Origin of the sequence: Oceanobacter antarcticus (genome assembly GCF_044962685.1) — a bacterium.
GTDB lineage: Bacteria > Pseudomonadota > Gammaproteobacteria > Pseudomonadales > Oceanobacteraceae > Oceanobacter > Oceanobacter antarcticus.
The window spans coordinates 195,594-207,950 of the sequence record NZ_JBBKTX010000004.1 but is presented as its reverse complement, the minus strand read 5'-3'; the positions used below and the strand labels follow the sequence as shown (position 1 = coordinate 207,950).

The 12,357-nt window shown below is 55.2% G+C and carries 12 protein-coding genes; 3 read left to right on the top strand and 9 right to left on the bottom strand.

The window, feature by feature from the left end; genetic code table 11:
- Positions 1-181: 181 nt before the first annotated feature.
- Positions 182-403, top strand: coding sequence for a hypothetical protein (locus tag WG929_RS04920; protein ID WP_416205129.1), 222 nt, complete (start codon positions 182-184; stop codon positions 401-403).
- Positions 404-577: 174 nt separating this feature from the next.
- Here WG929_RS04920 and WG929_RS04915 read toward each other — a convergent pair whose 3' ends face one another.
- Positions 578-1,858 carry an NAD(P)/FAD-dependent oxidoreductase gene (locus WG929_RS04915; RefSeq protein WP_416205128.1) on the bottom strand — a complete coding sequence of 427 codons (1,281 nt, stop codon included), beginning with the start codon at positions 1,856-1,858 and terminating at the stop codon, positions 578-580.
- Positions 1,859-2,214: 356 nt separating this feature from the next.
- Between WG929_RS04915 and WG929_RS04910 the strand changes: the two genes are divergently transcribed.
- Both WG929_RS04910 and WG929_RS04905 read left to right on the top strand, forming a co-directional pair.
- Positions 2,215-3,675, top strand: coding sequence for an NAD-dependent succinate-semialdehyde dehydrogenase (locus tag WG929_RS04910; protein WP_416205127.1), 1,461 nt, complete (start codon positions 2,215-2,217; stop codon positions 3,673-3,675).
- Between the two features lie 141 nt (positions 3,676-3,816).
- Entirely contained in the window at positions 3,817-5,154 is a 1,338-nt protein-coding gene (locus tag WG929_RS04905; RefSeq protein WP_416205126.1) for an aminotransferase, read from the top strand.
- A 372-nt stretch (positions 5,155-5,526) separates the two neighbouring features.
- On the opposite strand, the gene WG929_RS04900 is transcribed toward WG929_RS04905, so the two are convergent.
- The 8 genes from WG929_RS04900 to WG929_RS04865 form a co-directional block, all read right to left on the bottom strand.
- Positions 5,527-5,790, bottom strand: coding sequence for a Txe/YoeB family addiction module toxin (locus WG929_RS04900; RefSeq protein ID WP_416205125.1), 264 nt, complete (start codon positions 5,788-5,790; stop codon positions 5,527-5,529).
- On the bottom strand, positions 5,783-6,037 hold the full coding sequence (locus tag WG929_RS04895) for a type II toxin-antitoxin system Phd/YefM family antitoxin (protein ID WP_303434130.1): 255 nt from the start codon (positions 6,035-6,037) through the stop codon (positions 5,783-5,785). The genes WG929_RS04900 and WG929_RS04895 overlap by 8 nt, the downstream gene beginning before the upstream one ends.
- Positions 6,038-6,168: 131 nt before the next feature.
- Positions 6,169-7,071: an EamA family transporter RarD gene (gene rarD, locus WG929_RS04890; protein ID WP_416205124.1), complete on the bottom strand. Its 903-nt coding sequence runs from the start codon at positions 7,069-7,071 to the stop codon at positions 6,169-6,171.
- Positions 7,072-7,116: 45 nt separating this feature from the next.
- Complete coding sequence (locus tag WG929_RS04885; protein WP_416205123.1) at positions 7,117-7,665, bottom strand: cysteine hydrolase family protein; 549 nt, start codon at positions 7,663-7,665, stop codon at positions 7,117-7,119.
- A gap of 319 nt (positions 7,666-7,984) precedes the next feature.
- Positions 7,985-9,409: a gamma-aminobutyraldehyde dehydrogenase gene (locus tag WG929_RS04880; RefSeq protein ID WP_416205122.1), complete on the bottom strand. Its 1,425-nt coding sequence runs from the start codon at positions 9,407-9,409 to the stop codon at positions 7,985-7,987.
- 84 nt (positions 9,410-9,493) lie between these two features.
- A complete protein-coding gene (locus WG929_RS04875) occupies positions 9,494-10,303 on the bottom strand; it encodes an ABC transporter permease (protein ID WP_416205121.1) in 810 nt (269 codons plus the stop codon).
- Positions 10,293-11,261 carry an ABC transporter permease gene (locus WG929_RS04870; protein ID WP_416205120.1) on the bottom strand — a complete coding sequence of 323 codons (969 nt, stop codon included), beginning with the start codon at positions 11,259-11,261 and terminating at the stop codon, positions 10,293-10,295. The genes WG929_RS04875 and WG929_RS04870 overlap by 11 nt, the downstream gene beginning before the upstream one ends.
- Before the next feature lies 1 nt (position 11,262).
- Positions 11,263-12,324, bottom strand: a complete 1,062-nt coding sequence (locus WG929_RS04865; protein WP_416205119.1) for an ABC transporter ATP-binding protein — start codon at positions 12,322-12,324, stop codon at positions 11,263-11,265.
- Positions 12,325-12,357 lie beyond the last annotated feature (33 nt).

Genomic DNA, 12,357 nt, shown 5'->3' with positions numbered 1-12,357 from the left:
TATGACGATTGATGCATCAGGGGTATTCCCCCGTGAGGGTAAGCAAAAGGGGATAGGTCGGGGGTAAGTGTCGGGTTGGGGAAGGCCGGAAATACGCACAAGCTGGTCAAGCCTGGCAACTTCCGTCACAGTGAGGGGACTCACAAACAGGCATTACACCAAGCCAGAGGAGGTACCTTGTATGAGTGACAAGATGAATGAAGCGGCATTACAGGCATTAAAAATCGCCTTTACCTATATGCCCAAGGCTATTGAAGTGACCAAATATGAATATGGCGATCGTTACCAGATCGTGCTGGATCAGGTTGCTGCTGTCAGAGAGGTGTTACTGGACAATGACGTCGACCCAGAAGAGGCGTACGGCGATATCAACCCCTCCACCACGCCCAATTCAACCTATTGAGCGCGCAAGGTGGATGGCCGGTTCAGCATGATACGTGGATTGGTTGCTGCTGAGTCGTTGTTGAGATTGCTGATCAGTCGTTGATGGCTAGTTAATGAGTAGTTGATGGATAGATGATGGATAGATGCCCGGACGCCCCGAGGGCGTCCTGACAGCAGAATATGAACAGCGGGTTCAGATTCCCAGCTTGTCGCGCATATCGTAATAAAACGCACCCATAGCGGTGTAGGGAATTCGCATCAAACGGCCGCCGGGGAAAGGGTATTGCGGCAGGCTGGCCATCACATCGAAACGTTCGGCTTGCCCTTGTATCGCGCTGGCGATCAGCTCTCCGGCCAGATGGGTGGACGTTACGCCATGGCCACTGTAGCCCTGGGCGTAATAGATATTGTCGCCAATACGGCCAAACTGCGGCAGACGCATCAGCGTCAGCAGGAAGTTGCCGGTCCAGGCGTAGTCTATTTTCACGTCTTTCAGCATCGGGAAGGTTTTCAGCATTTTGGGTCGAATCAACGCTTCAACCTTGTCTGGCTCCCGTGCGCCATAAGTGACACCGCCGCCGTAGATCAGGCGGCCGTCGCCACTGAGGCGGAAGTAATCCAGCAGATAGTTACAGTCTTCAACGCAGTGATCTTTGGGTAACAGCTGGTGCTGCAATTCCGGGCTGAGCGGTGCGGTGGTGATGACCTGGGTGCCACAGGGCATGGCTTTCTGTTGCAGTTTCGGCAGCAGCCCGGTGAGGTAGGCATTACCGGCAACCATTACAAAGTTGGCGGTGACCTGACCGTTGGCGGTTTTTACGACGGCCTTGGGGCCTTGCTGAATATCCACCACTGGCGAATCTTCGAAAATCTGACCACCCAAAGACTCAATGGCTGTGGCTTCGCCGAGTGCCAGGTTCAGCGGATGAATATGGCCGCCACTGTGATCCAGTAACGCGCCCTCATAACGCTCTGTACCCACGTATTCGCGCACCTGATGGGCGTCGAGCATGTCCAGCTGCTGGTGGCCGTGCTGTTCCCATAGGGCTTTTTTGGCTTCCAGTTCATGCAGCTGCTTCTGATTGCAGGCCGCGAAAATACCGCCGTCTTTCAGATCACATTGAATATGGTATTGATCCACCAGGCGGCGAATAATCCGGCCCCCTTCAAAGGCCATTTTACCCATGGCATTGGCGGTTTTCTGGCCGTAATGGCGTTCAATAAAATCCATGTCGCGGCTGTAACTGTGCACGATCTGGCCACCGTTACGGCCGGAGGCACCAAAACCAATGCGGCTGGCTTCCAGTACCACCACGGAGAACCCGCGCTCAGCCAGATGCAGTGCCGTCGACAGGCCAGTGTAGCCTGCACCGATCACGCACACATCCGCACTGATACTGCTGCTCAGCGACGGACGATCCGGCTGTTGGTTGGCCGAGGCAGCGTAGTATGAAGAAGGATAAATGGCTGTCATCGTTAGTCTCTCTGGGGGCGGAGTGCGGGGTTGGCCCGAATGCTCTCAAGATAGGGCGGCAGCCGTCTTGCCGCCATACCCACCGGGGGATATATCCCGACTTTTTCGCGGCTGATTGGATAGCGCCGCTGGTCAGCCGCGTGGCCATTAACAGGCTTAGGCAGCGTGGAACATTGGCCTCTCTGTCTGGGTTTGAATGGTTAGGCCGACGTTGGCAGAGTGACAGCAAAGGCTGGCAGCCTGGTCTGGATGCTTTGCGTAAGGTTTTATCAACGTAAGCTATGGTTCAGCTTTATTTATTGGCGGCTTGCTGCACGCTATAACAACGTAAAATCGAATAACAGGTCGAGGGTGCTATGAACGTGTTACTCAAGAATAGCCGTTTGGTGATGACGCAAGGACTGATCAATGGCGAATGGGTCGATGCCGACCAGAAAGCCACTCTGGTGGTTGATAACCCGGCAACAGGGGAAGAGCTGGTTCGTGTCGCCGATATGGGCGCGGCAGAAACCCGGCGGGCGATAACCGCTGCCCATGGTGCCTTTCCCGGCTGGTCTGCCACCAGTGCCAACCAGCGCAGTCTGATTCTGGAAACCTGGTACGACCTGATTATCAAGCATCAGGACGAACTGGCGCTGATCCTGACCGCAGAGCAAGGCAAGCCATTAGCCGAAGCCAAAGGCGAGATCGTCTATGGCGCTGCTTATATCAAATGGTTTGCTGAAGAAGCCAAGCGCGTCTACGGCGATGTTATCCCGGCGGCGCAAGCTGGCCGACGTAATATCGTGATCAAACAACCCATCGGTGTAGTGGCGGCTATTACGCCGTGGAATTTCCCCAGCGCCATGCTGGCGCGCAAAATTGCACCGGCCCTGGCAGCGGGTTGCACCATCGTTTGCAAACCGGCGGCAGAAACTCCGTTGTCGGCGCTGGCGCTGGGGCTGCTGGCCGAACAGGCCGGTGTACCGGCGGGTGTGATCAATATGGTTGTAGGCTCCGATGCCCCCGCCATTGGAAACGAACTGACCGGCAGCAAATGGGTGCGCAAGGTAACCTTTACCGGCTCGACACCCGTCGGTAAGTTGCTGATGAAACAATGCGCCGACACCGTCAAACGCACCTCAATGGAACTGGGCGGTAATGCACCGATCATTATTTTTGATGATGCCGATCTCGATCAGGCCATTAATGGCGCGCTGATTTCCAAATTCCGCAACTCTGGCCAAACCTGCATCTGTTCCAATCGCCTGTTAGTACAATCCGGCATTTACGATCGCTTTATCGAACGCTTGTCCGAGGCCGTAGGCGAATTCCGTCTCGGAAACGGTCAGGACGCCACGACGACCCATGGCCCACTGATTACCGACAAGGCGGCACTGGGGGTGGACGAAAAAGTGCAAGATGCCGTTGCACAAGGTGCCCGTATCGTCACCGGTGGCGCACCATCCGACCAGGGCAGCCGCTTCTATCAGCCTACTATTCTGGCCGATGCCACCCCGGATATGCGGGTGTTCCGCGAAGAAATCTTTGGCCCGGTAGCGCCCATCTTCAAGTTTGAAACCGACGCCGAAGCCATTGAACTGGCCAACAGCACCGAATACGGCCTGGCGGCGTACCTTTTTACCCAGAACCTCAGCCGTATCTGGAAGGTATCGGAAGCCATTGATTTCGGCATGGTCGGTGTTAATGAAACCGCTATCAGCTCCGAAGCGATCCCTTTTGGCGGCGTGAAAGAATCCGGCCAGGGCCGTGAAGGCTCGAAGTATGGTCTGGATGATTATCTGGAAACCAAACTGATCTGCCTGGGCGGACTGTGATTGGCTGAAACAAACGTCGTCAGAAACTCAGCCCGGATGTCATTCAGGTAACCGGGGCGCAAAACAACAAACGGGTGAGTCTCGGGACTCACCCCTACGAATCAGCCCGCCAAACCGGGTAAACAGAACATCGAGGTTGCTATGTCTCACATGATTTATCCCACCACCAACTTCGCTGCCACCGAAACGATGAACATCGCTCGTGGTGACGGTATCTACGTGTACGACAACCACGGCAAACAGTATCTCGAAGGGATGTCCGGGCTGTGGTGTGCATCGCTGGGTTATAACAATGCCGAACTGATCGAAGCGGCCACTCGGCAGATGGAAACCTTGTCTTTCGCCCATATGTTCAGCGGCAAAACCCACGATGTCGGCATGCAGCTGGCGGATACATTGACCGCCATGGTGCCGGTTGACGACGCCCGTGTCTTTTTCGGCAGCTCGGGTTCCGACGCCAACGACACCCAGATCAAACTGCTGCGTTACTACTTTGCCGCCATCGGCAAGCCGGAAAAACGCAAAATAATCGCCCGTGAGCGTTCCTACCATGGAGTAACCGTGGCAGCAGCCTGCCTGACCGGGTTGCCTATCAACCAGGCCAACTTTGACCTGCCCATCGATGCGCTCGGAATTCTGCGCACCGATGCCCCGCACTACCTGCGTGGTAAACAGGATGGCGAAAGCGAAAGCCAGTTCGTGGATCGTATTACCGCCAATCTGGAAGCCCTGATCCTGAGTGAAGGCCCGGAAACCATCGCCGCCTTTATCGCCGAGCCGATTACCGGCGCGTCCGGCGTGATCGTACCGCCCGCTGATTACTACGAAAAAGTACAGGCCATCCTGAACAAATACGACATCCTGTTCTGGGCCGACGAAGTCATCACCGGCTTTGGCCGTACCGGCAATGACTTTGGCTCCACCACCATGGGCATCAAGCCCGACATGATGAGCTTCGCCAAACAACTGTCGTCTGCCTATGTGCCGATTTCAGCCTCGGTGATTCGTGGCGATATGTACGCAGCCATGATTGATCCTTGCAGCAAGCTGGGTGTCTTTGGCCATGGCTACACCTACTCGGCGCACCCGCTGGCTTGTGCCGTGGCATTAAAAACACTGGAAATCTATGAACGCGACAACGTCTTTGCCAAAGCCGCAGCAACCGGCACCTACCTGCAAACCCGGCTGCGTGAATTCAACGATCACCCGTTAGTGGGCGAAGTGCGTGGTACCGGCATGATAGCGGCCATTGAACTGGTGGCGAACAAGGAAACCGGCGAAGCGTTCAAGGATGGCAAGGTCGGTTATTTCGCCGCTAACGCCTGTCAGGAACACGGCTTGATCAGCCGCCCGGTGGCCGGTTCATCACTGGCGCTGTGTCCACCGCTGATCACTACCGCAACCCAGATCGACGAAATCATCGAGAAAATGGGCAAGGCGCTGGACGACACCCTGGCCTTCGTGCAACAGCAAGACTAAATGATTCACCGGGTGCGACCCGCACCCGGCACCCCCGCTTCAATTTAGATGAAGCCTTTGCCTCCGCTTGCGGAGGCTTTTTTGTGGCTGGGGATTTAACGGGCCTGTAGAAAAACCTGTTTCTAACCCGCTTTTCCCACCAACAGTTCGTTTCCTGTTATTTATTTTCGATTGCCGGTTTTTATCAGCCATCATTTGTTTATTCTGTGTTTCCGGCCTTTTCAGGCTTTGGCTGTCTGTAAGCCAGGTATCGTGCTGCTTTCAGTGCCTGTTCTAAGGCTGTATTGACTCTGTTTTACTGGATTAGATGCCCGTATTTTGGGAGTGTTCATTTTTCTGTGCCCCCAACATTTGATTGTTAGCTGCCACCTATTAGTAATGGTAGCGACACGAGATAACAATAATTGCCGTATCATCCACGGCGTATACTAAACGATTGGTATCATCTATTCTGCGAGACCAGAAGCCTGAAAGGTTTTCTTTAAGGGCTTCCGGTTTTCCAATTCCATCAAACGGAGAACGCTGAACATCGGTAATCAATGTATTGATGCGTTTCAAGGTTTTCTTGTCTTGAGTCTGCCAATAAACGTAACTATTCCAGGCTTCATCAGTCCATGATAATAACCTGTTACTCATCAATAAGATCTCGCTGAGTCGTTTTACCCGTTTTAAACTGCGTAATTGAACGATTTAAGTGTTCGGCGTTTGCTGGTGAGCGAAGTAAATGTACAGTTTCCATAAGGCTGTTGTAGTAATCCAATGACATTACAACAGCATCTTCAGAGTCACGACGAGTGATTACAGTAGTATCCGCATCGTTAATAACATTGTCCAAGACGGCTTTTAGACCATTTCGGGCTTCAGTAAAAGAGACAATTCTCATTTTGTACCTCACTTGTACAGGATATAGCACAAGTCTAGCTTAAAGATAAATACATGTACAGAATGTTGTGCATAACTTCGTCGTGGCAGTTAACGCCCTCAGTACGCGCGGCTTTGTAAAGATCCAGCTTTTCAGAAACGAGGTAGTGCAGGGCGTGGCTGTCGGCGTAGTTGCCGGACGCCATGAAGCACCAGCAACAGCACCGCCAGCCAGATAGGGACATACATCCACAGGTCCTCTGCGACAAAAGGCTCACCCAGTAGCAGGGCCACCGCAAACAGCAACAGCGGCTCGACATACCCCAACATACCAAACAACGCAAACGGCAACCGTTGTCCGGCGGCGAGATAACAAAACAGCGCCGTACTGCTGAGTAGACCAAGCCCGATCAGTACCGGCCAGGATAACGCCCCCCGCGCCACAAAAAAATCGGCATTAAAGTCCCACATAAACAATATGATCAAGGCCGGGGGCAGCATCACCAGATGCTCGATAAAAATACCACTCAACCCTTTTAGGGCCAGCCGTTTCCGGAGCATGAAATAGGGTGGACAACCCAGCATTACAATCAGGGATACCGGTGAAAAGTGGCCATGCAGAACCAATCCGGCCAATACCCCGATCAGCGCCAGGAACACCGCCACCACTTGTAACGGACGGATGGTTTCGCGATACCAGAAGCGCCCGATCACCACCATCAGCAACGGCAGCAGAAAATACCCCATCGCCAGCGCCTGACCTTCACCGTTCATCGGTGCCCAGCCAAACAACATGAGTTGCAACGCTATCAGGCCACTGCAGATCAGGGTGAGGCCGGCATTGGCAGGGCGGCCAAGCAGACGACGGATATCAGCCCAGACCAGCAGACTGCTGCGGCTAAACAGCACTAGCAAAGCAAAGATCAGCAGTGAAAAAATGATCCGCCAGCCGAAGACCGACGGCCCATCCAGAGGCGATAACAACACACTGTAATATGACAGCAGACCAAACAACACCGAGGCGGCAATGGACAGCAAAACGCCTGCAAATACCATAAAACTCCCATGCCCACTGTCGGCAGAGGGCGTATCAGACGTTAATCATTTATTGTTCAGCGCGTTATCGATGCGCTGCATAAGATTGGCGGTGTCGGTGACTTCACCAAATTCGTAGGCCATCGCCGTCAGGGCAATGCGTTGTACCTCGTCTGCCGATACCTCACCAAAGCCCATATCCAGATAAGGCATGGCTGCATTGGCATCGCTTAACGCAATCATCCGGTATTCGCGGTGTACGCCATCGCGCATGGTGGTTTCACAGCAGACATTGGTCACGGTGCCGCAGACAATCAGGGTGTCGATGTCTTTCATCCGCAGGATTATGTCCAGATCGGTATTATGGAAGCCGCTGTAAAACAACTTGTCGACAACAATGTCGCCGTCTTGTGGTTGCAGCTCATCGATCACTTCAATGGCCGGATTGGAGCGCGCAAACTGGGCATCGGCATCCGGGTACAGATCGCGGAAACGTCCGGTATCGGAACCATCACCCCACACCACATGGCGCAAATAAATCACCGGCATGGCCGCGGCACGCATCTGTTCGGACAGGCGTTTGATGGGCGCAATAAGGGCCCGACTTGACGGCACAAGCAAGGCACCGTCTTACTCGCAAAAAATCTTTTGCATATCGGCAATAATCAACGCCGTACGCCGGGGGTTAATGGCCCATTCAACTTTTTTCAACATGGTTCGCTGACCTCTTTCTATGTTACTGAAGACGGGTATCAGGTATCGCAGCCATGTTTACCACGACGGCGATGGCTACCATGACATGAAAACGAACCGGGTTGGCACCCGTATTGGCACCAAGGGCGTAATAACTGTCATCTCTGGATTCACACAATAATCACAACCGCTGAACGCTCGCAGGGCATCACACCGGACAACCCTGCGGATGTTGGTCAACTCAGTGTTTGATCATCACATGACGCACGGTGGTGTAGTCTTCCAGGCCGTACATCGACATGTCCTTGCCATATCCCGACATCTTCATACCGCCGTGGGGCATTTCGCTGGTGAGCATAAAGTGGGTGTTGACCCAGGTGCAGCCGTATTGCAAGCGGGCACTGAGGCGGGCGGCGCGGCCGGTATCGGCGGTCCAGAGGGAAGAGGCGAGGCCATAGTCGGAATCGTTGGCCCAGGCCAGAGCCTGGGCTTCGGTGTCGAATTCGGTGATGGAGACGACTGGGCCAAAGACTTCACGGCGGACAATTTCGTCGTCTTGTTTGGCGCCAACAATCAAGGTCGGTTCGTAGAAATAGCCTGCGCGATCGGCGATCTTGCCACCGGTGGCGATGGTGATATGAGGTTGTTCGCGGGCGCGGTCCACAAATCCGGCCACCCGTTCAAGATGGGCCTGGGAAACCAGCGGCCCCATTTCTGTGCCGTCTTCGTACTGGCTGCCGATTTTGATGGTGGAGACGGCGGCGGCCAGTTTATCGACCAGTTGCTGGTACACGCCTTTCTGGGCGTAGATGCGACAGGCGGCGGTGCAGTCTTGTCCGGCGTTGTAGTAGCCGAACGCCCGTAAGCCTTCGACGGCGTCGTCGATATCGGCGTCGTCAAAAATCAGCACCGGTGCCTTGCCGCCCAGTTCCATATGGGTGCGTTTCATATCTTCGGTGCTGGATTGCACGATTTTCTGGCCGGTGGCGATCGAGCCGGTCAGCGACACCATGCGCACCTCTGGATGGGTGGTCAGGGTAGCGCCGACGCTGGCGCCGCCGCCAAAGACGGTATTGACGACGCCAGCCGGGAAAATCTCCTGCATGATTTCGCCCAACTTGAGGGTGGTAAGTGGCGTTAGTTCCGACGGTTTGATCACAACACAGTTACCGGCAGCCAGAGCGGGAGCGAGTTTCCATGAGGCCATCATCAAGGGGTAGTTCCAGGGCGCGATGGAAGCCACGACGCCAAGTGGATCGCGGCGAATCATGGAGGTGAAACCGGGCAGGTATTCCGCTGCTGCGGAACCACTGAGACAACGTGAGGCTCCGGCAAAAAAGCGGAAGACATCGGCAACGGCCGGAATTTCGTCGGCCTGCATGGCGGAGAAGGGTTTGCCGGTGTCGTTACATTCGAGACGGGCGAACTCTTCGCTCATGGCTTCAATACGATCGGCCAATTGCAGCAGCAGGTAGGCGCGGTCTTTGGGCGCTTGCTGGCTCCAGCTGTCGAAGGCGTTATCAGCGGCACTGACGGCGGTGTTGACCTGAGCGGCGGTGGCTTCGGCAATCAGGCACAGTACCTCGCCAGTGGCAGGATTAAATACTTCCAGTTGCTTGCCTTCGCCAGCAACCAGTTCCCCGTTAATCAGCATTTTATTGAGCATGGTATTAGGCCTCTTTGTTCAGACGATAGGTCGGACGGGTGTCAGATAATGTGTATGGATCAGCGGTCATGGAATATTGCCTCGTTATTTGCCGCTACCGGCAACGTCATCGCCACCTCGGGTGAGGAGGTAAGCCAGAAAAACCGGCACCATGGTGGCGAGCATCACCATCAGCGCAACCACGTTGGTGACCGGCACATCCCGTGGTCGGGTCAGCTGGTTCAATAGCCAGATTGGCAGCGGTTTTTCGTGACCGGCGGTGAAGGTGGTGACAATCAGTTCATCAAACGACAGCGCAAACGCCAGCATGCCACCGGCGAGCATGGCGCTGCCCAGATTGGGCAACACGATGTAGCGAAAGGTCTGCCAGCCATCGGCACCCAGATCCATCGAGGCTTCGATCAGGCTGCCGGAGGTGCGGCGAAAGCGGGCGACGACGTTGTTGTAAACAATCACCACACAGAAAGTGGCATGGCCAATCACTATGGTGAGGATGCCAGGCTGGATATCCATGGCCTGGAATGCCTGCAACAGTGCCAGACCGGTGATAATACCGGGCAGGGCAATCGGCAGAATTAGCATCAGGGTGATGCTGTCTTTGCCGAAGAACGAACGGCGATACATGGCTGCCGCCGCCAGCGTGCCCAGCACCATGGCAATAGCGGTGGCAAGGCTGGCAATTTTCAGCGACAGGCCAATCGATTCAAGGACATCAGCACGTCCAAACGCAACACTGAACCAGTGCAGGGTAAAACCCTTGGGTGGAAAGCTGAACGCCGACTCTTCGGTGTTAAAGGCGTACAGGGCAATAATGACAATGGGGAAATGCAGGAACACCAGACCACCCCAGGCCGCTGTTTTCAGCCACAAACCGGCGTGTTGATCAGAGTGCATCAAAAGCCCCCAGACGTTTCACAATCGACAGATAAACCGCAATCAACACAATCGGCACCAGCGTAAACGCAGCAGCCATCGGCATATTGCCAATCGATCCTTGTTGTACGTACACCATACTGCCGAGGAACAAACCCGGCGGCCCTACCAGCTGCGGCACAATGTAATCCCCCAGCGTCAGCGAAAAGGTAAAGATGGAACCGGCGGCAATACCCGGCACCGACAACGGCAGAATCACGTGGCGGAAGGTTTTGAACGGCGTAGCGCCAAGGTCGGAAGAAGCCTGCAACAACGACGGCGGCAAGCGCTCCAGTGATGCCTGAATGGGCAGAATCATGAACGGCAGCCAGATGTAAGTGAACACAAAAAAACGCCCGAGGCTGGAAGTCGATAGCGTACTTCCCCCCAGGCCGGGAAGCGCCAGCAGTGCATCGAGTAGCGGCGTCAGCCCGAGCAGATGAATAAACCACTGCGACACACCCTCCTGCGCCAGCAGCAGCGTCCAGGCATAAGCCTTGACGATGTAACTGGTCCACATCGGTAACATCACGCCGAGATAGAAAAAGGCCTTGGTGCGACCACTGGCGTAGCGCGCCATGTAATAAGCCACCGGGAACGCCAGTACGGCACTGAACGCGGAGACCGCCAGCGCCATCAGCAGGGTACGCAGGATGATGTCGAAATTGGCAGGATCAAACAGCCGGGCATAGTTTTCCAGCGTCAGGGTATGACTCACTAGCATGGTGAAGTCGTCGAAGGTGTACAGCCCTTGCCATAACAGCGCCAGCAGCGAGGCAATATACACCGAGCCAAACCACAGCAGCGGCGGTAGCAGCAGCAAGGCCAGCAGCAGATTGGGGCGACGATAAAGCCGATCTGCGGCCTGATACAGCAGCCCGGATGGAGGGGTAAAAACCGGGCTGTTATCAGCCGCAGACAGTGACGATTTTGAAGTCATATCAGGCACTCGCTTCGTCCCGCAAAGACACCATGGCCTGGCTGCTCCAGCTGACCTGTACCAACTGCCCTGGCAGCAGTGCGGTGTGGCTCGACAACAGACTGTTGGCCTCGGAGGCGGCAACGCTGACACCGGGTTCCAGCTCCACTTCAAAGCGGGTGTTCGAGCCCTGATACTGCACGTCTTTAATCACACCGGGCAGGGTGATGACATCCGCTGGGGTCGTGCTTGATGAGCGAGCGGAGCCGGTGTGTATGCCATTGGCGTCGAGCGAAATGTATTCCGGGCGAATCGCCAGTGCCGCAGACTTCCCCGACAAACGCTGCGCCAGTGCACCTTGCAAGACATTGGAAGAACCCACAAACCCGGCAACAAATGCCGTTTGCGGCTGGTTGTACAAATTGCGCGGTGAATCCAGTTGTTCAATCCGGCCCTGGTTAAACACCGCCACGCGATCCGACATCGACAGCGCTTCGGTCTGGTCGTGGGTTACAAATACAAAGGTAATACCCAGCTGGCGTTGCAGCCGTTTCAGCTCTCCCTGCATTTGCTCACGTAATTTCAGATCCAGCGCCCCCAGTGGTTCGTCCAGCAACAGCACTTTGGGCCGATTGACCAGTGCCCGGGCCAGTGCAATCCGCTGGCGCTGGCCACCGGACAACTGTGAGGGTTTGCGCTGGCCATGCTGCCCCAACGCCACCATATCCAGCGCTTCGGCGGCGCGATGCTGGCGCTCTTTTTTGTTGACGCCCTTGACCATCAGCCCATAGGCGATGTTGTCGAGCACGTTCATATGAGGGAACAGGGCGTAGTCCTGAAAGACGGTATTGACGTTACGCTGGTAGGGCGGCAACCCGGTGGCATCGCGGCCATGAATGATGACATGGCCATCGTCCGGTTGCTCGAACCCGGCAATCAGCCGCAGGCAGGTGGTTTTGCCGGAACCCGAAGGCCCCAGCATGGAAAAAAACTCACCTTCGGCGATTTTCAGCGAGACCCGGTCGACCGCCCGGACATCGCCGAAGCAGCGGCTGGTTTGGTAAAACTCAACAGCGGTATTCATAAAATATATCGTGTCCTGTGAAAGCATTGCCGG

Coding starts and splice junctions, on each gene's coding strand:
- WG929_RS04920 (WP_416205129.1), top strand. CDS start 182: ATGAGTGACAAGATGAATGAAGCGGCATTACAGGCATTAAAAATCGCC.
- WG929_RS04915 (WP_416205128.1), bottom strand. CDS start 1,858: ATGACAGCCATTTATCCTTCTTCATACTACGCTGCCTCGGCCAACCAA.
- WG929_RS04910 (WP_416205127.1), top strand. CDS start 2,215: ATGAACGTGTTACTCAAGAATAGCCGTTTGGTGATGACGCAAGGACTG.
- WG929_RS04905 (WP_416205126.1), top strand. CDS start 3,817: ATGTCTCACATGATTTATCCCACCACCAACTTCGCTGCCACCGAAACG.
- WG929_RS04900 (WP_416205125.1), bottom strand. CDS start 5,790: ATGAGTAACAGGTTATTATCATGGACTGATGAAGCCTGGAATAGTTAC.
- WG929_RS04895 (WP_303434130.1), bottom strand. CDS start 6,037: ATGAGAATTGTCTCTTTTACTGAAGCCCGAAATGGTCTAAAAGCCGTC.
- rarD (WP_416205124.1), bottom strand. CDS start 7,071: ATGGTATTTGCAGGCGTTTTGCTGTCCATTGCCGCCTCGGTGTTGTTT.
- WG929_RS04880 (WP_416205122.1), bottom strand. CDS start 9,409: ATGCTCAATAAAATGCTGATTAACGGGGAACTGGTTGCTGGCGAAGGC.
- WG929_RS04875 (WP_416205121.1), bottom strand. CDS start 10,303: ATGCACTCTGATCAACACGCCGGTTTGTGGCTGAAAACAGCGGCCTGG.
- WG929_RS04870 (WP_416205120.1), bottom strand. CDS start 11,261: ATGACTTCAAAATCGTCACTGTCTGCGGCTGATAACAGCCCGGTTTTT.
- WG929_RS04865 (WP_416205119.1), bottom strand. CDS start 12,324: ATGAATACCGCTGTTGAGTTTTACCAAACCAGCCGCTGCTTCGGCGAT.